General features: G+C 54.4%; 24 protein-coding genes. 23 read left to right on the top strand and 1 reads right to left on the bottom strand.

What is annotated here, in order from left to right:
- The 12 genes from MKZ15_RS16955 to MKZ15_RS16900 all read left to right on the top strand — a co-directional run bounded on the left by MKZ15_RS16955 (nucleotide 1) and on the right by MKZ15_RS16900 (nucleotide 12,166).
- Nucleotides 1-1,458, top strand: coding sequence for a phage tail sheath family protein (locus tag MKZ15_RS16955; RefSeq protein WP_339817064.1), 1,458 nt, complete (start codon nucleotides 1-3; stop codon nucleotides 1,456-1,458).
- Between the two features lie 31 nt (nucleotides 1,459-1,489).
- Nucleotides 1,490-1,906: a phage tail tube protein gene (locus MKZ15_RS16950; protein WP_193416492.1), complete on the top strand. Its 417-nt coding sequence runs from the start codon at nucleotides 1,490-1,492 to the stop codon at nucleotides 1,904-1,906.
- Between the two features lie 261 nt (nucleotides 1,907-2,167).
- Nucleotides 2,168-2,650: a hypothetical protein gene (locus tag MKZ15_RS16945; protein ID WP_339817061.1), complete on the top strand. Its 483-nt coding sequence runs from the start codon at nucleotides 2,168-2,170 to the stop codon at nucleotides 2,648-2,650.
- 163 nt (nucleotides 2,651-2,813) lie between these two features.
- The gene (locus MKZ15_RS16940; RefSeq protein ID WP_339817059.1) at nucleotides 2,814-4,406 is read left to right on the top strand and encodes a hypothetical protein; all 1,593 of its coding nucleotides are present in this window, start codon (nucleotides 2,814-2,816) and stop codon (nucleotides 4,404-4,406) included.
- 19 nt (nucleotides 4,407-4,425) lie between these two features.
- Nucleotides 4,426-5,067, top strand: a complete 642-nt coding sequence (locus tag MKZ15_RS16935; RefSeq protein ID WP_339817057.1) for a LysM peptidoglycan-binding domain-containing protein — start codon at nucleotides 4,426-4,428, stop codon at nucleotides 5,065-5,067.
- Nucleotides 5,064-6,062 carry a phage portal protein gene (locus MKZ15_RS16930; protein WP_339817055.1) on the top strand — a complete coding sequence of 333 codons (999 nt, stop codon included), beginning with the start codon at nucleotides 5,064-5,066 and terminating at the stop codon, nucleotides 6,060-6,062. Before MKZ15_RS16935 ends, MKZ15_RS16930 begins: the two co-directional genes overlap by 4 nt.
- Nucleotides 6,052-6,453, top strand: a complete 402-nt coding sequence (locus tag MKZ15_RS16925; RefSeq protein WP_339817053.1) for a hypothetical protein — start codon at nucleotides 6,052-6,054, stop codon at nucleotides 6,451-6,453. Before MKZ15_RS16930 ends, MKZ15_RS16925 begins: the two co-directional genes overlap by 11 nt.
- On the top strand, nucleotides 6,446-6,907 hold the full coding sequence (locus MKZ15_RS16920; RefSeq protein ID WP_339817051.1) for a DUF2634 domain-containing protein: 462 nt from the start codon (nucleotides 6,446-6,448) through the stop codon (nucleotides 6,905-6,907). The genes MKZ15_RS16925 and MKZ15_RS16920 overlap by 8 nt, the downstream gene beginning before the upstream one ends.
- Nucleotides 6,907-8,025, top strand: a complete 1,119-nt coding sequence (locus tag MKZ15_RS16915) for a baseplate J/gp47 family protein (protein WP_339817049.1) — start codon at nucleotides 6,907-6,909, stop codon at nucleotides 8,023-8,025. The genes MKZ15_RS16920 and MKZ15_RS16915 overlap by 1 nt, the downstream gene beginning before the upstream one ends.
- 103 nt (nucleotides 8,026-8,128) lie before the next feature.
- Nucleotides 8,129-8,668 carry a YmfQ family protein gene (locus MKZ15_RS16910; protein WP_339822470.1) on the top strand — a complete coding sequence of 180 codons (540 nt, stop codon included), beginning with the start codon at nucleotides 8,129-8,131 and terminating at the stop codon, nucleotides 8,666-8,668.
- On the top strand, nucleotides 8,658-11,978 hold the full coding sequence (locus tag MKZ15_RS16905; protein WP_339817047.1) for a tail fiber protein: 3,321 nt from the start codon (nucleotides 8,658-8,660) through the stop codon (nucleotides 11,976-11,978). The genes MKZ15_RS16910 and MKZ15_RS16905 overlap by 11 nt, the downstream gene beginning before the upstream one ends.
- On the top strand, nucleotides 11,978-12,166 hold the full coding sequence (locus MKZ15_RS16900) for a hypothetical protein (protein ID WP_339817045.1): 189 nt from the start codon (nucleotides 11,978-11,980) through the stop codon (nucleotides 12,164-12,166). The genes MKZ15_RS16905 and MKZ15_RS16900 overlap by 1 nt, the downstream gene beginning before the upstream one ends.
- A gap of 8 nt (nucleotides 12,167-12,174) precedes the next feature.
- Here the strand turns inward: MKZ15_RS16900 and MKZ15_RS16895 are convergent, their stop codons facing one another.
- Nucleotides 12,175-12,438, bottom strand: a complete 264-nt coding sequence (locus tag MKZ15_RS16895; protein WP_339817044.1) for a hypothetical protein — start codon at nucleotides 12,436-12,438, stop codon at nucleotides 12,175-12,177.
- Here MKZ15_RS16895 and MKZ15_RS16890 point away from each other — a divergent pair.
- From MKZ15_RS16890 to MKZ15_RS16840, 11 genes are all read left to right on the top strand, one after another.
- Complete coding sequence (locus tag MKZ15_RS16890; protein ID WP_193416482.1) at nucleotides 12,419-12,706, top strand: hypothetical protein; 288 nt, start codon at nucleotides 12,419-12,421, stop codon at nucleotides 12,704-12,706. The two genes, MKZ15_RS16895 and MKZ15_RS16890, sit on opposite strands and share 20 nt — an antisense overlap.
- 233 nt (nucleotides 12,707-12,939) lie before the next feature.
- Complete coding sequence (locus MKZ15_RS16885) at nucleotides 12,940-13,872, top strand: peptidoglycan recognition family protein (RefSeq protein WP_339817043.1); 933 nt, start codon at nucleotides 12,940-12,942, stop codon at nucleotides 13,870-13,872.
- A gap of 14 nt (nucleotides 13,873-13,886) precedes the next feature.
- A complete protein-coding gene (locus MKZ15_RS16880) occupies nucleotides 13,887-14,165 on the top strand; it encodes a holin (protein ID WP_155605726.1) in 279 nt (92 codons plus the stop codon).
- Between the two features lie 101 nt (nucleotides 14,166-14,266).
- On the top strand, nucleotides 14,267-14,479 hold the full coding sequence (locus MKZ15_RS16875) for a hypothetical protein (RefSeq protein WP_339822467.1): 213 nt from the start codon (nucleotides 14,267-14,269) through the stop codon (nucleotides 14,477-14,479).
- A 179-nt stretch (nucleotides 14,480-14,658) separates the two neighbouring features.
- Nucleotides 14,659-16,233, top strand: coding sequence for a DUF4127 family protein (locus MKZ15_RS16870; protein WP_339817040.1), 1,575 nt, complete (start codon nucleotides 14,659-14,661; stop codon nucleotides 16,231-16,233).
- A gap of 94 nt (nucleotides 16,234-16,327) precedes the next feature.
- The gene (locus MKZ15_RS16865; RefSeq protein WP_339817037.1) at nucleotides 16,328-17,440 is read left to right on the top strand and encodes an amidohydrolase/deacetylase family metallohydrolase; all 1,113 of its coding nucleotides are present in this window, start codon (nucleotides 16,328-16,330) and stop codon (nucleotides 17,438-17,440) included.
- Nucleotides 17,406-18,509, top strand: coding sequence for a DgaE family pyridoxal phosphate-dependent ammonia lyase (locus MKZ15_RS16860; RefSeq protein WP_339817034.1), 1,104 nt, complete (start codon nucleotides 17,406-17,408; stop codon nucleotides 18,507-18,509). The genes MKZ15_RS16865 and MKZ15_RS16860 overlap by 35 nt, the downstream gene beginning before the upstream one ends.
- A 1-nt stretch (nucleotide 18,510) precedes the next feature.
- Nucleotides 18,511-19,266, top strand: a complete 756-nt coding sequence (locus tag MKZ15_RS16855) for a KDGP aldolase family protein (RefSeq protein ID WP_193416476.1) — start codon at nucleotides 18,511-18,513, stop codon at nucleotides 19,264-19,266.
- Complete coding sequence (locus MKZ15_RS16850) at nucleotides 19,259-20,278, top strand: sugar kinase (protein WP_339817030.1); 1,020 nt, start codon at nucleotides 19,259-19,261, stop codon at nucleotides 20,276-20,278. The genes MKZ15_RS16855 and MKZ15_RS16850 overlap by 8 nt, the downstream gene beginning before the upstream one ends.
- A 10-nt stretch (nucleotides 20,279-20,288) precedes the next feature.
- Nucleotides 20,289-21,002 (top strand): GntR family transcriptional regulator, encoded by a 714-nt coding sequence (locus MKZ15_RS16845; protein ID WP_339817028.1) that lies wholly within the window; start codon nucleotides 20,289-20,291, stop codon nucleotides 21,000-21,002.
- Nucleotides 21,003-21,433: 431 nt separating this feature from the next.
- Nucleotides 21,434-22,453: a glycosidase gene (locus MKZ15_RS16840; protein ID WP_155605719.1), complete on the top strand. Its 1,020-nt coding sequence runs from the start codon at nucleotides 21,434-21,436 to the stop codon at nucleotides 22,451-22,453.
- The last annotated feature ends 76 nt before the right edge of the window (nucleotides 22,454-22,529 follow it).

Raw genomic sequence — 22,529 nt, 5'->3', positions numbered from 1 at the left:
ATGGCAGGAGGAACATGGAATGTAACGGATCAACCGGCGTTGCCCGGGCTTTACATGAATTTCGTCAGCGCGGCGGGGAACGCGATCCAGGCGGGGGCGCGCGGTATCGTTGTCGCTCCGGTGAAGGCCCATTGGGGACCGGTCGGACAATTCGTGGAAGTCGGAAATGAGGCGGCGATCCGGGAGTTGTTCGGGGCGGACGAATCGGATGGAGCGACGGCGTATAGTACGCTGTACCTCGCTTTGTTGGGGGGGACCAAGAAACTGCTGGCTTACCGGCTGGCCGGGAGTTCCGCAACGGAGGCGTCGTTAACGCTTCAGGATACGTCGAACGCCGCGGCGCTGCGGGTGAAGGCGAAATATCCCGGCAAGCGAGGAAACGGCTTCATGATGTCGGTCGGGCCCAGCTTGACGCTTCCCGGCAGCAAGGAGTTGAAGCTGTATGAGGGTACGGCGCTGCTGCGCACATTCCCGCTGGGCGACGGTTCGGCCGTGCAGGCGGCCGCTGCTATCAACGGCGATCCGGCCAATGTCTGGATCGTTGCCGAAGCGCTGGAAGGCGGCGCGTTGGCTGACGTATCCGGAGCAGCCCTGACCGGCGGGGACAGCGGCATCGCGGGCATCACGAACGCCGAATACGCTTCGGCTTTGTCCGCGTTCGAGACGCAGGACTTCCACGTGCTCACGCTTGACGGCGTGTCGGACGCGGCTTTGCGGACCAGCGTCGCCGCTTGGGTGAAGCGCGTCCGCGGGGAAGGCAAAGGCGTCATCGCCGTGCTGGGCGGCTCCGCAGCCGACGATACTGCTGCCGACGCCGTCGGCAAAGCGGTGGCGCGCAGCGCCGCCATCGATCACGAAGGCGTCGTCAACGTCGGCACCGGCGCGGTGCTGAACGGCCGGGCGTATTCGTCCGCGCAGGTGGCCGCCTGGGTCGCGGGCCTGATCGCAGGCCAGCCGCTGAAGGCGTCGGCGACCTACGCGGCCGCGCCGTTCGACGACGTCACGCGGCGCTGGACCCGCTCCGAGCAGGAGCAGGCGGTGCAGGGCGGAGTGTTCCTGCTCGTGCACGACGGCCGCCGGGTGAAGGCGCTGCGCGGCGTGAACAGCCTCGTTTCGCCTCGCGAGGGGCAGAACGTGGGCTGGAAGAAGATCCGCAAGATTCGCGTCATGGACCAAATCAATGCGGATCTGCAGCGGACCGCCGAGGATGCCTATATCGGCAAGGTGAACAACACCGAGGAAGGCCGCTTGGCGCTGATCGGCGCCGGGAAGCAATACTTGCAGACGTTGGCCGCCGAGAACGTGATCGAGGCGAGCGGGTTCGATGTGACGCTGGATCCTCGTTTTTATGGCAGTGCACCGCAATTTACGCCTGAGGACGATCAGGTCTTCTTGGCTTGGACGGCGGACGATACGGATGTGATGGAGCAAATTTTCGGCACGTTTTACGTGCAATAAATCTATTTCATGTTTGAGGAGGAGCTAACCGATGGCACAATTTCTTGATCCCGGCCGCGTGATGATGGGGACGTTTGGCCAGATTTTTATCGAAGGGGTATGGCAGTCGAATCTGAACCACCTGGAGGCGAGCGTTGAGGCGGAGAAGAAGGAGCTAAACCTCGTGGGTACCGATTATACGGTGTACAAGCTGGGGCGCAAAAAAGGCACCGGCACGATGAGCGGTTACAAGATCACGTCCGATATGATCGCGCGCGGCTTTCAGAAATTTTCGATCATTCATAAGCTTGACGATCCGGAAGCGTACGGTTTCGAACGAATCCAGTTGAACAACTGCATGGTCGACAAAATCGTGCTGGCCAACTGGACCGCCGGCGAAGAGGTGACGGAGGAAACGCCGTTTACGTTCGAATCGTACGAGCTGCTGGACCCGATCGTGGCGTCTTAATGATAATAGATGGCCGTGGTGGTGGGGAGTCGGTCGTGGCTACGCTCTTAGGGTGACGTCCTGGCCCTGACCGGGCCCACTTTCATTTAGCGGACATATTGGGCGTTATTTCCGTTTATTTGTGCCTGGTGAATGAAATAGCGGACATTTTTGGCTCTATTTTCATTATAGCTGTGGTAGAACGCCTGATTTGAGTCGGAATAACGCCCTTTTGTACCGCTATTGCTCGAACAAAATCGTTATAAGGAGGAGGTAACTAGTATGAGTGAATATACATCCATAGATCCGGCTCGTGAACAGGAAATTTTGGACGGGCTTTTCGAAACGGTGGCGAATTTGCCGGAGGAAGCCGTATTTATCGGACGCTTGGGACTGCGAGTGACGCTGCGCGGGTTGACGTCCAGCAAAGTGGACGCGATCCGCGAACGCTGCACCGTGCGCAAGACGACCAAAGGTCAGGTGAGCGAGAAAATCGATAGCGAGCTGTTTAATGCGGCGTTGATCAAGGAAGCTACTTCGATGCTGGAAGTGGTGAAAAAAGCCGAAGGCGGTGATCACGGCGCGGAGACGCAAAGCGTGAAACTAAGCGGCTGGGGCGACGAGCGGTTGACCAGCCGGTTGAAGCTGTCCGGCGGTGAAGAGGCCGTCCGCCGTCTGCTGCTGGCCGGGGAGCTCGACGCCGTTGGCGATAAAGTGCTGGAGATTTCCGGGTTCGGAGTCGACATCGATGACGTAAAAAACTAATCAGCTCCGGCGGCATGACGACGCTGTTGTTCCATATGTGGACGCGGCATCATCTTCGCCCCGGGGAATACTGGTCGCTCCCTAAGGGAGAGCGCCTGCTGCTGCGGGCTTTTTCGGAACGGGAGTTGGAGATGTTGTGAGGCTTAGAGAAAGGAGGTTATGTATGGCCGAGAAAGAGAAATTTGAGCTCGATATTGAGGTGGATGACCGTGACGTTGATCGAACAGCGAAAAAGCTTCGCGGTCTGGACAAGCTGCTGCTACAAACTCAACGCCGTGTGGCGCTGCTGGGGAAAACCCGCATCAAGCCCATCCTCGCCCTGGACGATCGTTTGACATCTGTCGCCCGTAAGGCAGAGGAAGTGCTAGCTCGCCTACAGCGAACGACAGTGAGACCAACGGTGCAGTTTATCGATCGCTTCTCACCCTTAGCATTGAAGCTCAAAGCTTCCCTCGCCGCGCTTGCCACCACCCCATGGAAGGTTACCGCTGCAGGGGTGGATTGGGAGGCGGTGGTCGGCGACTCTTTTTCCGGATGGGTCAGCTCCGAGGGGAAAAGCACGCTTAAGCGGATATCCTCGGCGATTGGAGAAGCGCTGGGTGACGGGTTAAAGGAGAATATCTTGGAGGGGTTGGGGTTAGGTGAGGTAACGGGAAAGTCAAGACATCACTTTGGAAACTCGGGAATCATGATGAAGAAAGAGCTCCTATCTTCAAATCTATCAGAGATTCCTAGATTTAACGCTTATAATATGCTTACTGGTCGGATTACTGAGATCGCCCAAAAAGGGAATCCTGCCAATTCTTATTTTGCTGGAGCGCCTTCGAATGGATCAATTTATACAGAGGCTGGTATAAAGGCAGGAAAGGATTTCTTTCAAGCCTTTTTATCCACGATTGACTCAAAACAAATTGGCGATAAGTTGGATTCAACGAGTACGTCGTCAGCGAATGGGCAGTCAAATAAGAAGTTAGCTAAATGGGAAGAAGGAACACTCGATATTATTAAAGACGTGGCGGTATCGTTATTTTCGGGTTGGTTAGGTGTGAAGATAGATAAGTGGAATGGTAACGCCAGTAAGAAACTTATCGATGATTTGGACAAGGCTCCCAAAAAGTCCGTGATACCTACAGCAAGTTCAAATAAACTGCCAGGTAAAGAGGCAACTTCATGGACCAAATGGCTCGGAGAAAGTAAAACCGAAGCCTCTTTAGCTAGTGGAGCAGCTAAGGGACTGGTCCGATCAGCAGGTCCGATAGGCCTAACCCTTTTATTCAACGACGCTTATAACATTTCAGCAGCCATAACTGATTTTGTGTTAGGGCATAAGGCAGGAGACCGAAAATATCGGGATCCGGTATTTGGTTTTCCGACAGACAATTATACCGATACCGTGTCTCCTTTTCGTTGGAAGGAAGTTAGGGACTTTCTTCAAAAGAACGACAGTGTAGTTAGCTATACCGACCGAGTCATGGCTCCTAGCGTACAGGGAATTACACTCCCGGGGACAAACGTGAATGTTCCAAAGGTAATGGGCACCCCGGTACCAAACTATTACCAGTTGCCAGAAGAAATGAGGTCAAAAATCGGCGGAGCCAGTTACAACCAAGTCTCAACGCCGGTTAACGTATCCCTGTCAGAGGGTACCATCAATTTAACAGTAAATAAAGAGAAGCTGGACTATCAAAAGTTGGCCGAGACCGCCGGCTGGAAAATCGCCAACGAAGTAAGGTTCGCCATGCAAAATCTGAAATAGCGGAGGGGAGGAGGACCCTATGGAGATTCACTTGATCGACGGTGCGGGTCAAAATTTCGTGTTTCCCGTCAATCCGGAGGAGATCATGATCTCCCGCGGCAAAGGCTTGGAGACGGTGAATATTGTATCGCTGGGGGAATATGACTTTCCGGCTGGAGAGAAGGTGAAGGAAATCGCCTTCTCTTCTTTTTTTCCGGCGGCTTATGATCCGGGTTATTGCACCTATAAAGCGATCCCCGATCCGCAGGAGGCGATGAACCGGCTTACGACCATGATGAACAGCAAGTCGCCGGTGCGTATGATCATCACCGATACGGCCGTAAACGTGCTTGTCACGATGGCAACACATAACAGCACGTTTCGAGGCGGGGAACCGGGGGACGTGTACTTCGACCTGACCGCCCGGACTTGGCGGGAGATGAAGGTACACACTCAAACGGCTACAGGTGGGGGAGCTTCTGCTGCCAAGTCCGCTCGGCCGGATACAAAGAAACCGGCGAAAACCTACGTCGTCAAGGCTGGGGACACGTTGTCCAAAATCGCGAAGCTGGAGCTTGGCGACAGCTCGAAGTGGCAGCAGATTTACAGCGCCAACCCAAAAACCATCGGTAAAGACCCGAACCGAATCAAGCCTGGTCAAAAGCTGGTGATGCCGCAGTGAGTTACGAAGTGGTGCTGCAAAACAAATACTACTTGCGGGAATTGGTTGAGAGTATCTCGTTAAAGGATTCTCTCGATCAAATTTCTTATCAAGGCGCGATCGGACTGAAGCTTCCGGATTCTTTTCCGGGGATCGAACCGGGACAGGAGATTCGGATCAGCGGCGTGCCGTATGACGGTGCGGGCAGCAGCATTGCTGCTGGGGGTAAGATGGTTCACTTGCTGCATCCCGGCGTGGTGTGGGATTGCTCCAGTACGCTGAAGCAGACGAAGCACATGACGGTGACGGTGTATGACCGGACGATTTATTTGGCGAAATCGGAGGATGAGTATCTGTTTCCGGCAGGGGGAACGGCTGCCCAGCGGCTAAGGAAATACGCGGCGGACTGGGGTATTCCGCTTGATACGGTGCCGGATACGAAAACCAAGCTAAAAAAAGCCGTCTATCGCCCGCAAACCCTGTACAACATGATCTTGTCCGATCTGAAGGAGACGGCGAAGGCTGGCGGGGACATGTATGTCCCGCGGATGACGCCTGCCGGACTCACCTTGTTCAAGATCGGCAGCAATAACGTAGTCTGGAAGCTGGAGCAGCTGGAGGAAGCAACGCAAAATCGAACGCTGGAGGGTACGGTGACGCGAGTTAAGGTTATCGGGACCGAGGATCGGGGCGATAGTGCGCCTTCCAAAGTGCTAGCCGTGGCGAGCGGGGAGACCGCCAAGTATGGCGTGCTTCAACGGATCTTGCAGGACGAAAACGTCAAAACCGCCGGTGCCGCCAAGAAATTTGCGGAATCGATGCTGACAGGCCAAGGCCAGAGTTACACCGTTACTTGCGTGGATCTGAATACGATTCGAGCGGGGGATAAGGTCCATTTTAACGGGCTGAACCTGATCGTGACTTCCGTTTCGCATGAGCTGGGGGACCCCGGGCATATGACGCTGGAGCTCGCGACGATGAACGACGTGAAAAGGAGGTATTATCTTGACCCATGATCCTTATTCGGCGTTGGCCGTTTCGTTAAGGGAAAATGCCGCAAAGAAAGCGGCCGAAGCGCTAACCGGTGTGACGGCAGAACTCGGGACCGTGACGGGCTCGGGACTGAAGCTGGACAGTTTCAAGCATGAAATTCAAGAATACTTGGTCGCAGAGTTTCCAGGGACGCTGAAGTTGCCGGAGTTGAAGCTGGTCGGCGGTGTTCGTGGGCTTAAGGATAGCGGCGGAGGTAATGTGGAGGGCCAAGGGGAGTTTGCGTTTTTGCCTTCGGAGACCAAAGAAACGGTACTATCGTTAAAATATCAGCCCGGAGATCGCGTGCTGGCGCTACCGTTAAACGGCGGGAATGACGCGATTGTATTGTGCAGGGTGGTGAGCGGGAATGGCTAATCTTTTTCCGGAAGCGGTAGGGGATTCTTGGTTGGCTGCGGGACTGGACGGGCAGGAATCGATGGCGGATGCGGTCACGTTTGGCCGGAGCTGGCGGTTTGATTTTGATGCCGGGGAGTTCGTGATGACGCCGACGGGAAAAATCGCCCCTGCCGACGAGAGCGCTGCCTGGAAGGTGTGGTGCGAAAAAGCGATCCGTACCCCGCGGTATCGGCACTTGATCTACTCCCGTGCGTATGGCCAGGAGTTCGAAGAGTTGATCGGCCAAGGCTATAGCCGGGCCGTTCAGGAAAGCGAGATCCGGCGGATCGCGACGGAGACGCTAATGGTTGACCCTCGAACGTTGAGCGTGGACGGGTTTGTTTTTGATTGGCGAGAGGATGGGTGCCGTTTTGCGTGCCGGGTCAAAAACGTCAGGGAGGATGAGTTACTGGTGGAAGGGAGCGTGACGTGATGGCGGAGTTGCCGCTTTACTTGCAGGATCAGACGGAAGCGCGGATTATGCAGCGAATGCTGGACCGGGTACCTTCGGATATCGATAAATCCGAGGGTTCTTTTATTTGGGACGCGGAGGCGTCGGCGGCCTTCATGCTGTCGGAGGCGGCGACTTGGGTGCAGCAGCTGTTGGCACGCGGGTTTGCGAGTACGACGTACGGGGAGTATCTCGATCTCCGGGCGGCGGAGCATGGAGTTGCGCGGCGGCCAGCCGTGGCGGCGACGGGCGTGGTTCGGTTTACTGGGGAGCCGGGGAGGACGGTGCCTGCGGGGACCGTGGTGGCGACGCCAGCGGACGAGTATTCAGCGGAGGCGTCGATGGATTATGAAACGACGGCGGCCGTGACGTTGGATGAGCGCGGTGAAGGGACCTCCCTGATCCGGGCGTTGATTCCAGGACGGGCGGGCGTTGTACCGGCAGGCGTGATTCAGGTGATGGCTACGCCGGTCAGCGGCGTGACCGCCGTTACGAATCCGGAGGCCACGCGGGGCGGTGCCGATATCGAGTCGGATGAGCTGCTGTTGGAGCGTTTTTTCTCGCAGGTGCGCAATCAGGGGACGAGCGGGAACAGGGCGCACTATTTAAAGTGGGCCGGGGAAGTGCCAGGCGTGGGCGGAGCCCAAGTGGAGCCGTTGTGGCAGGGGCCGGGGACGGTTGGCATCTATTTATTGGATGCCGATAAGCGGGCGGCCAACGAGGAGATCGTTGCTGCGGCGCAGGCTTATATCGACCCGACTAGGGACGGACAAGGCGAAGGAGCAGCACCGGCAGGGCCGGTCGTCACGGTAATGGCCGCCGAGGAGGTGCCGATCGAGATAAGCGTGAAGCTGACGCTCGCCAGCGGTGTAACGATGGCTGAAGTGAAAAAGAAAATTGAGGATGGCGTGAGGGCGTATTTGAAGCAGCTTGCTTTTGCCGACCCGCTGGTACGGTTTACGCGGATTGCCGCGATCCTGCTGGACATTCCGCCTATTATCGACTACACCGAGTTGACGGTGAACGGCAACGCGGATACCAATCTGGAGATCTATACGGGCCAGGTAGCCGTGTTAGGGACGGTGGATGTACATGAGTGAACCGATGCTGAGGCGGACGAGTGAAACTTTGCTTGCCAATGGGGGTGATCCTTTACTGGCAAGCTCTAACGTTGCTTTACTGACCAGCCCTAGAGGGCGCGAAATGTTCGCCTTCCTCCCCGGATACTACGAAACCTCCCGGGTCATGCAGGCAGACATGAACGCCAAAGGGGCAGAGATGGATCTCCTCTTCGCGGCGCTGGATGAGACACTACAGCAGTTTTTTGTGCGCTCTGCCACGTGGGGCCTTGATCGCTGGGAAAGTGAGCTGGGTATCGAGACCGACTCAAGTAAGCCGCTGGATCAGCGCCGTGCCGTCGTCGAATCCAAGCTGCGCGGCAGCGGGAAGTTTTCGGGGCGCTTGGTAAAGAATGTGGCGGAGGCGTATGACCGGGGGAGGGTGGAGGTTTCTTTTGAGCCGGGGGAGTGGGGGTTTACGGTGAAGTTCGTGGATACCGTGGGTATTCCGCCGAACCTGGGGGACCTGAAGGCAGCTATCGAGGAACTGAAGCCGGCGCATTTGAAAGTAGAGTTTGAGTTTAACTACATGTTGATTCGTGATGTTCACGGAGTTTTGACGCTCCATGAACTGGAACAAATTCCATTAAACCAATTTGCAGGAGGTGATCCGGTTGGCAACTAACACACCGAATCTCAATTTGCTCAAGAAAGACCCTGTGACCGACGGGAACGAAACTTTTAATGTTCAAACGATGCTCAACGATAACTGGGATAAGATCGATGCTGCCGTGGGGAGTATTCGCCAACAGGTGGAGCAAATCGAGATAGACATTCCGGTAGCGACCCTGGAGCAGCCAGGGATTACGCAGCTCTCCAACGCTATAAACAGCGATGCAGAAGATCGCGCAGCTACACCAAAGGCGGTAAAAGCAGCTGCAGACGACGCTCGCGGCAGTATCTTCAAGTTAAGCCGCGACGTCGCAAACCTGAACATGCAGCTGGAGGCATCTAAGCGGGTAACAGACGGCTTTACGTTCGGTTCCAACTTTGCAGATAGCTTTGGCATGGAGATTGATACAACTAAGCTTATAAGCCCTACAGCCCTGGAAGTGGGCCAAACCGAAATTACCGTTGATACTATCGGAACGCTTGCGGCTGGCATGGAGGTTACGGTATACGATGATGTGAACATGGAGCGTACGACCGTAAACGAGGTCGCTATAACGCAGAACTTTGTTACAAAAACAACGGAGAATGCGGTGGTGAAATCCGGAATTAGCGGTTTGTCCACAGACGGAGGCAGGAAGCTTATTCGCTTAAATAATGGGGTGCTAATTTCCGCAGGTAAATACGCAACTGGATGTTATATCGTAAAATCCGCAGACGATGGCAATACGTGGGCTTCGTTGTGGGCTACGGCAACAGTTCAAGACGTCACACTTGTATCGCTAGGAGAAAGATTCGTTATATTCTACGCGGCAAATGGAACCACTTTAAGAGTTATCATAATGGACGAAAACGGTTCTATGGCGCAGGGTGGTGAAATCCAGTTTACCGGGGACGCTACATCTCTAGGGACGACTGTTAGCGCTGATTTTAATCCGGCTGATAGCACGCTACACTTAGCTTGGCACGGAAAAACGGCGTCGGCATCAAACAGCGATAACATCAAGTACATGAAATGCCCTGTAAACGTAAGCGCCGGGACGCTTACAGCGGGAACCGTGGAGACGGTAACGACAAGTAATGCGACAAACGTCGATAATATAGCACCGTGCATTGCGTTAAATGCAAATGGAAGCCCGGTGATAGTTTATTCCGGTTCCGGGAGTTCGGCAGTAAAGGGCATTTTTGCCTTCATAAAAAGCGGGGGAGGTTGGACCGGTAAAAGCGCGCCTTATAATACGGGGTCAACTACCTATATGCAATATGCTCCGTCCGTTGTTTTTGTTCCTAGTAGCGTAAACGGTCTTTCAAACGGCCGGATATGGTGTACTTGGTGGGGGACAACTGCAACGATAACAACTGGATCCATATTTGTTTCCTACTCCGACGACGGAGGAAATACATGGTCAACGCCGGAAAGAATATCCCCGGTCAGCTCTAAACCAAAAACATACCCGAGCATTACTGCAGACAAGAACGGCGTTATTTATGTTATCTCCCGGAGCATCGGAGAGGCAGGTTCGGACAATTCATATGACATTTGCATGGTAAAAAACGCAGGGGGGTCATGGGGAGCGGAGACTACAGTTGTTGAAAGCTACTATGTGCCAGTAACTGGCACCGCACAGCACTATTATCCACAAACTTTAAACGATATTTCAATGGAGTTTGTTGTTCCCCCGTTCATTTATCGCACAATTGGGCTTGCTGACGGGGACGCGGTTTCGTTCTATGGTTCTTGGAAAGAAATAGGGGCGGCGACGAAATTGACTTTTAATCCACTCACCAAGCACTACAAAACTAGGGCCGTTATCGCCCGTACTACAGCCGTTGTGGATGCTGTTAATAAGGCGTTGAAGTTTGGAAGCTTTAGGGTTGTTGGAGAACATAGTTTTGAAAACAATGATACAGTTGTAGCGGATAGGTTAAACTACCTAGAAACTGGAAATAAGTCTCTTGTTCGTCTCCCGAATGGCTGGCTTGTATTGACGACAAGATACGGCAGTAACGGACTTAGATTCTACAAGTCAACAGACGAAGGGAAAACATGGAGCATGGAAAACAGTTATAGTTTCCCTTCTGTCAGCTCATACTCCGTCGTCGCAAAAGGGAACTATCTATTTGGGATTGTTTCGTATAATACAAGCCAGCTTTCGTGGTTCCGTTTCAATGTAGTTGATGGAGGCTTCACACAGGCCGCACTTGATTCGTCTTTAGTCCAAGCAGGATATGTAAGTTTAGCTATAAATAGCGCGGGTACAGAACTACATGCGGCCTACGATTTCGTTAGTACAAGTGGTGGACAGGCGAATATTAGATATGCAAAGGGCACCATTGACACAAGCAATAACATTTCGTGGAGTGCCGTGGAGAACGCAACAACAATGGTTGGGGCTTACTTATCGGCGAGGTATCCCTCGGTTGTACTTAGACAAGACGGTACCGCTGTTATTCTGGCAACGGCTACGACAAGTTCAACTCAATATTTCGTTATCGCAATAAGCAAGGCGTTTTCAGGTACTTCCCAATCAGGTGTGGCCATGAACAGCGGATGGGGAAACATGACGGTATATAGCCCCACACCGGGCGCAGGACAGGACCAAGCATATACATGCGCCGTATTCATCCCCCAGGGCATAAACGGGCTAGCTAACGGACAAATAACCGTAGCATGGCAAGGGAGAAATACAAGCGAACTATCGGCGTGGAATATTTGGATTGCCACGTCCACTAATGGCGGAGCGTCATGGACTACAGCGCAAATGACAACCGGGAACACATATTCCAGAATGAACCCATCTCTATCCGTGGATAAAACCGGAAAGACGTATCTATTTTATTCTGGAAATGATGTAAACGACGCGTCAACAGACATTAGAATGAGGGCACACACGCCCGGAGTCGGCTGGAACAGTGAGCAGATAATTTCTCAAGCAACTACCGCGTCGAAGTCAGTGCCTGTTACCCAAGTAGACGTTACAATGACATGGGAGTTACCTCCATTAGCTTATTACGATACTAACGGAGTGTATTTTTCTGGGGCGTGGACGAAAACGACGGAATACGAAACTCCCCTAACGGAAAGCGACGTCCGATTTAAGCTGAAAGACACCGACGAGGTAGTTCTGTGGGTACAGCGTGACGAAGGCGTAAGCCTTGCCGCCCGCATTAATGGGGAGACGATGGACAAGACTTCGACAGCCGGAGAAGATCAATTTACAATCGCGCTGGATGAATCAGGCCCGGCGGAATGTAAATTAGTCATGACAAGGGCAGACACGGCCACAGACTTAAAAATTACCCGGATTCTAGGAGGGGTTGCGTAATGCGGTTTAAGGACGAGGTTACGGGCAAAGTAGTGACGATCAAACCGACGGAGAAGACGCCGGAGGAAAAGATCGCCGCGCTTGTAGAAGAAAATCAGCTGCTTAAAGTTCAGAACAAGGCGCTCTCCGATCGGGCGGACTTTATCGAGGACGTTATAGCAGAAATCGCAACTCAAGTGTATCAATAGATTCACCTTTATCCCACATGAAGGGAGGTGAGGTCGTGGTAGCTATGTTTTTCGCGCAACGGGTCATTTTGGGTAAAACCAAGTACAACGAAGTCCCAGTGACGCTGCAACCAGAAGTAATAAAAATTCTGACAGATAGTGGGTTCGGGTTTTTGATTGATGAATAAGCCTGCCACAAAGCGCCGCAAGGCGTATTTTTTATGCCCTCGGTCCCCCGAGGGCTCTTCATTTTCCCCGAAAGAAGGTGTAATCATGGACATTACGATAATCACTGCGGTGACCTCCGTGCTGGCGGCGGTGAGCGGGGTTGCGTTGGGGTGGGCGGGGCGCGCGAAGGCGGCGAAACGGGAGGCCGAGGAGTCGGCCGAGGCGGAGGCCGTGCAGCGGGCGGATGTAGAATACATCAAGCGGGGCGTTGATGACATGAAAATCGAACAAAAGCTGCAAGGCCAGCGATTTGAAGCGTTCTCCGAGCGGCTGACGCGCGTCGAGGAATCGGCCAAACAAGCCCATAAGCGAATCGATCGGCTGGAGGAATAAAACGCCCTGGGAAACCTCCAAGATAAGAATGCAGAGAATAACCCGCACCGATGGCGCTAACCTGGGCGGGTTATTTTCGTTTATTCAGGTAAGTAAGCAATTTATACCAGGAGTCTGCTATCTATCGCAGGCTCTTTTCTTTTATTCTCCTGTCTCCTGGAATCGGACAAACAAGCGCACAGGCGAACCGGCAACCTTACGGAATAGTATGAATGGAAGGGGTGAAATCGCTTATGGATACACAAAAATACCGAATTGAAAGGCGGTACGTCGCGATCCGGCCGAACATAAGGCCCGGGACGAGGTTATCGACCGGAACGCCGGAGTTTTTTGTGGCCCATGACTCGGGAAATCCGGGAGCAACGGCGGACAATCACTATGCCTATTTCAACTCGCAAACGAATCGCTCCGCCTCGGCCCATGTATTTATTGACGATACGAAGATTCTTGAAATCATACCGACCGGCACCGGTCCCGAACCGGCGGAAAAAGCCTGGCACGTGCTGTACGGTGTCACGACCGACAATGATTTGTTTGGCTATGATGCCAACGATGCGGCGATCGGGGTGGAATTTTGCTACGGCGGGCGCATAAACTTTACAGAAGCGTACAAGCGGTATGTTTGGTATTTGGCCTATTGCTGCAGCGTATGGAACAAAAATCCTTATGTCTTTATCCCGTCCCACCGGCAATTGGATCCGGCGCGCAGACAGGATCCCGATGAGGCTCTGGCCACAGGCAGGAAAACGCTGAACCAGTTACTGGACGATATCTCGACCGAACTCAACGTGATGCGGACGCCTAGGCCAACGCCAAATTCGAGTACGTCATTTGCGCCCCTGCCCGCAACCATCGCGCAGTCCTTGATCGACAACTATGTCTCTCCGGCTTGGTTCGCCTCGCAAGCCAAGGGCGACCAGGTCGGAATGACGCATTTTCACAATTTGGCAAACAATCTGCGAGTCGCCTCGGGGATTCCGCTGGCCTCCTCATCCGCAGCCGGTCCGCTGATTCCGCTGCCGAAAAGCAATGCGCAGGAAATCATCTTCCGGTGGCTTTCGCCGGCTTGGTTTAAGGCGCGGGATGAAGGAAATTCGGCGCGAGCGCAGCATTTTAACAACCTGGCGAATTATTTGCGCCGGGCCGCGGGCATCCCGGAGCAATAAGAAGGAGGGAAGTCATGCAAAACGAGATTTTAACCAATGTATTGGCCTTTGCCTCGGTTTTATCCGTATTCGTATTAGCTTTAGTCCAACTCGTCAAAACGACCGTCAACCTGCCGAAAAACCTGATCCCTTTCATCGGGGTCGTCATCGGCGTATTGGTCGGAGCCGCGGCTTACCCTTTTACGGAAATGGAATTAGTGTTGCGGCTGTGGGCGGGAGGTTTAGCCGGTTTGTCGGCCACCGGACTGTTCGAGCTTGGGAACAATCGTCAAGGGAAGACGAAGGAGAAGTGACGTAACGTCTGTTGCCTTAACACGATACCCCCTGTTTTATTTTCTAGTTGAATAAAGAACACATGTTTGCATATAATACAAACAAACGTTCTTATTTGGAGATGATTCGGGTGGAAAAATACATCGGCCGGACCGTAGAAATCATCTACGTCGACCGCGAGGGCAAGATCACCCAGCGGCGGATCGAGGTGCACGATGTGCGTGAGGGTATAGTTCGGGCGACCTGTCTGGCTTCTCATGCCCCTCGGGCTTTTCGAATGGAGAATATTTTGGCTTGCTTTCCTGTGGCAAAAGGACGGTATCATGCCTCCTGAGCCTTCCCTTGTTTTGGGCCGTTTCGCCTTGGCGAACGGCCCTTTTTGCATTTTTCGGATATTATCGTAAATCCGTGGGATATTTCCCGGACTCCCGGAAAGCTAAGATTACATTAGGCGTACGATGAGCTATGCGCTATTTTTCGATGGGAATCAGGCTAACGGGAAGGAGTGGCAATATGGCTAAAGTGGTTTATGTGCCGCTGGACGAAAGGCCGTGCAACGAGGGGTTTCCCAGGCAGCTGGCGCGGATGACGGACGTAACGCTCGTCGTTCCGGACCGTTCGATGCTCGGGAACAAGAAACGCCCGGCAAATACGACTGCGCTTCGGGAATGGCTGCTCGAGGCCGCGGAAGGTGCGGATTATTTGCTTGTCTCGATCGATCTGCTCGTTTACGGGGGGATCGTGCCATCCCGGCTGCATCATTTATCTCTGAAGGAGTGCTTGCGGCGGTTGGCGGTATTAGGGGAAGTCAAACGGCATTACCCCGGCATCAAGATTCACGCCTTTAACTTAATTATGCGCGTGCCAAACAATAACAAAGACGAAGAAGAGCCGGATTATTACAAATTTCACGGCGGGCAAATTTTCAAATACAGTTACCTGACGGACAAAGCGGAGCAGGAGGTATTGACCCCGGCGGAACAACGAGAACTGGAAGAGGTCACGCGGTTCATCCCGAAAGCCGATTTAGGCGATTTTTTGGAGCGGCGTGCCGTCAACCAACAAGTAAACCAGCACGCATTGACCCTGGTCCGCGAAGGCGTGATCGACCATCTGGTTGTCCCGTTGGACGACAATTCCCAATACGGCTTCTCCCGGGCGGAACAGCAAATGATGGTTTGCCGCGTGGAAGCGTTGAACGTGCTGGATAAGGTCTTGATCTACCCAGGGGCAGACGAGGTAGGCTGCACAATGTTTGCCCGCATTTTCGGGGAATTGAAACAGTACAAGCCGGAGATTTTTGTGCGTTATTCTTCAACCCTGGGTCCGCGGATCAAGCCGAAATACGAAGACCGCAGCCTGAACGAAAGCGTCAAATCGCAGATTACCGCGGCAGGAGCCGTCCTGACCGACCATTCCGCAGAGACGGATTTAGTGCTTCTCGTCCACTCGCCGGCGGTCGACCAGGCGGGGATGGCCGAGCAAATACCGTTCCAGGAACGGCATCGCACCTATTTCTCGGAAATTCATTATCGGGAGTTTGCCGAAGCGATGGAGGCTTACTTGCGCAAAGGGAAGCTGGTCGCATTAGGCGACGTGGCGACGTGCAACGGTGGCGATCCGGTGCTGATAAACCTGCTGCAGCAAAAAGGACAGCTGGACCAATTAACGTCCTACGCCGGCTGGAATACGTCAGGGAACACGCTGGGAACGGTGGTGGCCCACTTGGTGATTGCTTCTTATTACGCGAATCGCTGGGCGCAGGGCGAGTTGGCGAAGGCATATGAGGCGAGTCGTGTTTTTTATTACCACCGTCTGGCAGAAGATTTCCTGTATCAGTCGCTGGTGCGGCAAGACATGCTGGCGAACGACCTTCCCGGGCTGAACGCGAGCTACTATGTGCTGGAGCATTGCTTGGGGCAGGCTGAGGCGATTTTAGCGGAGAAAATGAACCGAGCTGTAGCGCACTATTTTGCGGATATAAAAGAAGGTCGGATTCGGCTAAGCGGGCTGCATTTTCCGTGGAGACGCATGTTTGAGGTGGGGTTTGAGCTGACGATCGAAGGATTCGATGCACTTCACACATAAACATTATAACGTTATATTCTCAGGAGAATTTTTCCGTGTTATGCTAAACCCAACCGTAAGCATGACAACGATCTATTAAAAAGAGGCGAACCCAATGAAGGAAAGAATTGTTCTCCGCCATCTGAAAAAAGTGAACGGGGAAGAGATCGACATCGTGATCGAGGACGGAAAAATCGCCGAGATCACCGGAGCCGGCCTAGCTCTCTGCGATCGGGAATGGGACGGATCGTCCCTTTACGTATCCAGTGGCTGGATCGATATGCATGTTCACGCTTTTCCGGAATTCGATCCGTACGGCGATGAAATCGATGAGATCGGCGCGAAGCAAGGCGTTACGACGATCGTGGACGCTGGCAGCTGCGGTGCGGACCAAATCGGCGATCTAGTGGCGAGCGGGAAACGATCCGCCACCAACCTGTTGGCGTTCTTGAACATCTCGCGGATCGGGTTGAAACGCATCGACGAACTGTCCCAATTGGCCTGGATCGACCGCGATCGGATCAAAGCAGCGCTAGCGGATTACAGCGACTCGATCGTCGGCCTGAAAGCGAGGATCAGTCAAAGCGTGGTTCGGGAGAACGGCGTAGAGCCGCTGCGTATCGCGCGGGAGTTGTCACTTGAGACGGGAATGCCACTCATGGTGCACATCGGTTCGGCTCCGCCCGATATCCGGGAGGTGGTTCCGCTGCTGCAGCGAAAAGATATCATTACCCATTATCTCAACGGCAAAGCGAACAATCTGTTCGACGCATCAGGCGAACCGCTTCCGGTGTTGACTGAAGCCATCAGCCGGGGCGTGCATCTCGACGTGGGCCACGGCACAGCGAGCTTCTCCTTCCGGGTGGCCGAGGCGGCCAAGCGGCACGGCATCAACCCGGATACGATCAGCACCGACATTTATCGGGGTAACCGGCTGAACGGTCCGGTGTATAGCATGGCGAACGTGCTAAGCAAATTCCTCTATCTCGGCTATCCGCTTGAAGAGGTCATCGCGGCGGTGACCACTCGCGCCGCGCAGTGGCTGGGCAGGGAAGAGCTCGGCCGCATTCGGGTCGGGGATCCGGCTAATTTGACCTTGTTTGCCGTCAAGGAGGAACCGACGGAATTGATTGATTCGGAAGGAGAACGGCGCGTTTCGAATCGCCATATTGAAGCAAAAGGAGCGATCATCCATGGAAAGTTCATTGAATGCGAAGTACGGGCTTAAACGCGTCATCAACGCCAGCGGGCGGATGAGCATCCTCGGCGTATCCGCACCGAGCGATACCGTGATGGAGGCGATGAAGCGGGGTGGCCAGAGCTACGTCGAAATCGCCGATCTGGTCGATAAGGCGGGGGACTATGTCGCCAAGCACGTCGGTTCGGAGGCGGTAGTTATCGTGAACTCGGCATCAAGCGGCATCGCCTTGTCGGTAGCGGCGATCGTGACACAAGGCGACCGGCGCAAGAGCTTGCGTTTGCATCAGGACGAGATTGCCCGTAACGAAATCCTTATCCTGAAGGGCCACAACGTGCAATACGGCGCTCCGGTGGAAACGATGGTTTACCTCGGCGGCGGCAAATTGGTGGAAGTGGGCTATGCCAACGAAGGACGGGCGGAACATTTCGAAGACGCGATCGGCGAGAAAACGGCGGCGATCCTTTACGTGAAATCGCATCATACGGTGCAGAAGAACATGATCTCCGTCGAAGAAGCGTGGGAGGTGGCGAAACGGAACCACGTGCCGATGATCGTGGACGCGGCCGCGGAAGAGGATCTGCAAAAGTACGTGAAGTTCTCCGATTTGGCGATTTATAGCGGATCCAAGGCGATCGAAGGCCCGACCTCCGGAATCGTCGCTGGGAAACGTACCTATATCGAATGGGTGAAGGTGCAGCTGCACGGCATTGGACGGAGCATGAAGGTCGGCAAGGAAACGTCCTTCGGCCTGCTGCAGGCCCTGGACGAATATGCCGTCAAGCCTGATCACAGCGAGCGGGAAAAAGCGGCTTTGCAGACGCTAATGCCGCTTAGCGATCTCCCGGGAATCCGGGTTTCGATCGTGCAGGACGAAGCCGGACGGGCGATTTACCGGGCACGGGTGCAGGTTGATCCGCAGCAGGCCGGCATTAACGCGAAGGAAATGGTTCATGCGCTGCAAACCGGAGATATTGCGATTTATACCCGGGATTACGGCGTCAGACAAGGGTTTTTCGATATCGATCCGCGCCCGCTGATGGGGGACGATATCCAGGTGATTGCCGAAAAAATACGCGAATTGGCAGGAGGACGTTAAGATGTCGCAGATTGCAAAACGATTTTATAAAAAACGGGTAGCTCTCAATGTATTGGCCAAAGACATTCCGAACGCCAAGGAAGTGTTTGAAGCCGCAGAGGGCTACGTTCTCGTCGGGGTATTATCTAAAGACTACTCCACTGTCCAGGAAGCCGTCACGGCGATGAAAGCGTACGGCCGGGAGATCGACGATGCAGTGTCGATCGGCCTGGGCGCCGGCGATAACCGCCAGGCGGCGGTCGTTGCGGAAATCGCCAAGCATTATCCCGGCAGCCACATCAACCAAGTGTTCCCGGCCGTTGGGGCGACCCGGGCAAACCTCGGCACGCAAGACAGCTGGATTAATAGCTTAGTTTCACCGACGGGGCAAACGGGTTACGTGAACATTTCCACTGGCCCAATCAGCGCCGCCCAGGAGAACCAGGCGATCGTTCCGGTCGAAGCGGCGATCGCCCTGGTGCGCGATATGGGCGGCAATGCGCTCAAATACTTCCCGATGCAGGGGCTCAGTCGTGAAGAGGAGCTTCGCGCCGTGGCGGCCGCCTGTGCCAAGGCGGATTTTGCACTGGAACCGACAGGCGGCATTGACCTGGACAATTTCGAAGCAATCCTGCGCATTGCCTTGGAAGCCGGCGTTCCGCAGGTAATTCCGCATGTGTATACGTCCATCATCGACAAAGCGACCGGCAACACCCGCACCGAAGATGTGCTGCTGCTGACCAAAGTCATGAAAAAGCTGGCGGATGCTTATGCCTAAACGCATAGCAGCCTTCGGCGAAGTCATGATGCGCCTGCAGGTGCCGGGTTACGAAACGTTGGCGCAGGGCGATACGTTGAAATATTCCTTTTCGGGCACCGGCGTCAACGTCGCATCGGCCTTGTCCCGTTACGGGCAAGCCGGTTCGCTGGTTACGCGGTTGCCGGACAATCCGCTTGGAGGCGCCGCTTCCGCCTACCTACGCAAACTGGGTATCGATACCTCGCGCGTCCTGCGAGGAGGCAAGTACGTTGGCATGTACTTCTTGGAGAACGGCTTTGGCGTGCGGCCTAGTCGCGTGACATACTCGAACCGGTTGGACAGCAGCTTTAACACCGCGCCTGAAGGAACCTACGATTTCGCGGAAATCGCCGCCGGGATCGATGCGGTCCATTTCTGCGGGATTACGCTGGCGATGAACGACGGCGTGCGGGCGCACATGAAATCGTTCGCCGAAGCGGTCAAGCGGCAGGGGGGCAAGGTGATTTTCGACTGCAATTACCGCCCGTCCCTTTGGGGGGAAGGCGGGTATGCCAAAGCTAAACCGCATTACGAAACGATGCTGCGGCTAGCAGACGTCGTGATGATGAACGAACAGGACGCGATGCTTACCCTGGGGATGACCACGGCCCTGCAGGAACGGGAGGATCAACTGGCGGAGCTGATTCCGGTCGTGGCGGAAAGCTACGGCATTTCCGCGATTGCCGGAACGCATCGCCAGATCCACGGCGATAATTCCCATTCGCTGCGCGGATTTCTCTACAAGGGGGAGCGGCTCGTTTACACTGATCGGCTGACCTTTTCCGTCTATGATAGAATAGGGGCGGGGGACGCTTTTGCGAGCGGGATTATCCACGGCGAGCTAGAGGGCTTCGCCCCGGAGCGAACCGTCCGGTTCGCGGCGGCGGCGGGCATGCTGGCGCATACCGTGCCGGGCGATACCCCGATGGCGACGGAGGCGGAGATCCTCCGGGCGATGGAGCAATCCGCCGCCGGTGATGTGGAAAGGTAGGAAGAGGGCCATGAATTTGTCCCGTAAAGATCGACCGTTATATTTGCAAATCAAAAATATCCTGAAGGATCGCATCTTATATGGCGTTTACCCGCTCGGATCGAATATCCCTTCCGAGCCTCAACTGGAGCAGGAATTCGCCGTCAGTAAAATCACCGTCCGCGGCGCGATTCAGGAGCTCGTCCAGGAAGGTTACCTGGAGAAGGGCAGCGGCAAAGGCACCAAAGTGATCCGCAATAAGGCGGCCTCCAAGTGGTCCAAGTGGAAGCACTTCACGGAGATTCTGGTGGAGGAGAACCATCAAATCCGCAAGGAGTGGCTCCGTGCTGAAACGGTGCGGAACGACGCGGGCTCCGAGCTCCACGGGATGTTCGGGGAGCGTTGCTTGAAGCTGGAACGCGCGTATTATCTCGACGGTCAGCCTTATATTTTTTACGAGCATTACGTGAAGACTCCCCGGAAAGAACCGGATCTCGACGATTTCCGCGATCATTCGCTTTACGAAGTGCTGGAGGAGTGGGGCGTGTCGCTGGACAAGCTCCGGGACGAATTTGCGGTGACCCTTCCGCCGGGCGAGGCGAAGCGGTTCCTGCGGTTAACCGACGGGGTGCCCGTATTGAAGCGGTCGCGCTATTCGCGGGATGTTCAGGGAAGCTTGGCCGAATACAGCGTCGGCTACTACAATACGGAGCAGCAGGCTTACATCGTCGATTATGACGCGTAACGCGGCTGGTCGAATGAACTCTAGGCCCCAGATCGTTGCCCTGATTGCGCAATGATCTGGGGTTTTTATGCGAAAAACCGAGTATAATTCGCCGTGCCCGGTGATTTTCGCGGAATATATGTGAAATTTCATACAGATTGAAGTCCCGGTGAGTGAAAAGTCGCGATTATAGATGATATTTCGAATAGAATCCGAACTTTGTGGCGTTAGCGACTAAATATATGCGAAATACCGAGTACAAAGGAAGCTTCGATCGGTTCAGCAGGGTGTCTTTTTCCTTAATTCGGCCCTGGGTCCTATCGGATCCGGTTCGCACCAAACGATCCGAATTATTCAGATGTTTTCGAAAGTTTATGGGATATTTCCGCCGGATAGCCAAAGCTATAATAGCATTAAAGCACTTACAAAGGGTTTCATGAGGAGGAGCACAGATGAAGATAACGAGGCATCCGGAAAATCCGATCGTGGTACCGGGAGGTTTCGAATGGAGAAAAGTAACCGTATTCAATCCGGCGGTGATCATGGATAACGGTAAGTTCTATATGATTGAACGGACGGCAGGATCGCTGACGCCGTGCAAAAACTACCTGGGCCTTCTGGAAAGCGAAGACGGCGTGCATTTCACCCATGTGAAGGACGAGCCGATCGTTACGCCGGACATGCTCGGTTTCCCGTATGGCAGCGTGCAAGATCCACGGATCGTGAAAATCGACGATACGTTTTACCTGAATTATGCGCTTCGTCCGTGTGCGATGAGCTATTATCCGACAGGCCGAGGGGTCCCGGAGCGTTCGATCCCCGAGTACCCCGACGGTTGGGGAGAACAGGAAGGCCATTGGCTGACGCGTTCGTCGATCCTCGCCTCTAAGAACCTGATCGATTGGGAGTTCGTGGCCGACACGACCCCGCTGGAGATCAACGATCGGGATAACATCCTGTTTCCGGAGAAAATTAACGGCAAGTTCGTGTTGTTACGCCGGCCGGAGGAATATGTGGGCGAAGCGTACGGGACGGAAAAAGCGGCGATGTGGATCACCTATTCGGAGGATCTGATCCACTGGGAGGAGCCGAAGCTGCTGGCGAAAGCGGAAAACATGGCGTGGGAGTCGCGTAAAATCGGCGGTTCGACACCACCGGTACGGACGGATCGCGGGTGGCTCGTGTTGTATCACGGTGTGGACGACGAGGTGGTCTACCGCGTCGGCGCCATGCTGCTGGATCTGGAGAACCCGGAGAAGGTCATCGCCCGCACCCAAAACTTCATCATGGAACCGGAAACGTATTACGAAAAATTCGGGTATCAGATTCCAAACGTGGTTTTCCCGACAGGGAACGTCGTTAAAGACGGACTGCTTTACATTTACTACGGGGTGACCGATACGGCGATCGCGCTGGCGACTGTGCCGGTCGAGGAACTCGTCGATTATATCCTGAATGATCCACAGGCCTAACTGCTAATGCTTCCATTGGAATGACCGCATCAAGCGGTTATTCCAAGAGCCATTTTTGCAACCGCTTACTGAAAGA

It is taken from the genome of Paenibacillus sp. FSL R7-0216, from assembly GCF_037969915.1.
GTDB lineage: Bacteria > Bacillota > Bacilli > Paenibacillales > Paenibacillaceae > Fontibacillus > Fontibacillus rhizolycopersici.
The sequence above is the reverse complement of the archived record's forward strand: the minus strand, read 5'-3'. Positions and strand labels throughout refer to the sequence as shown.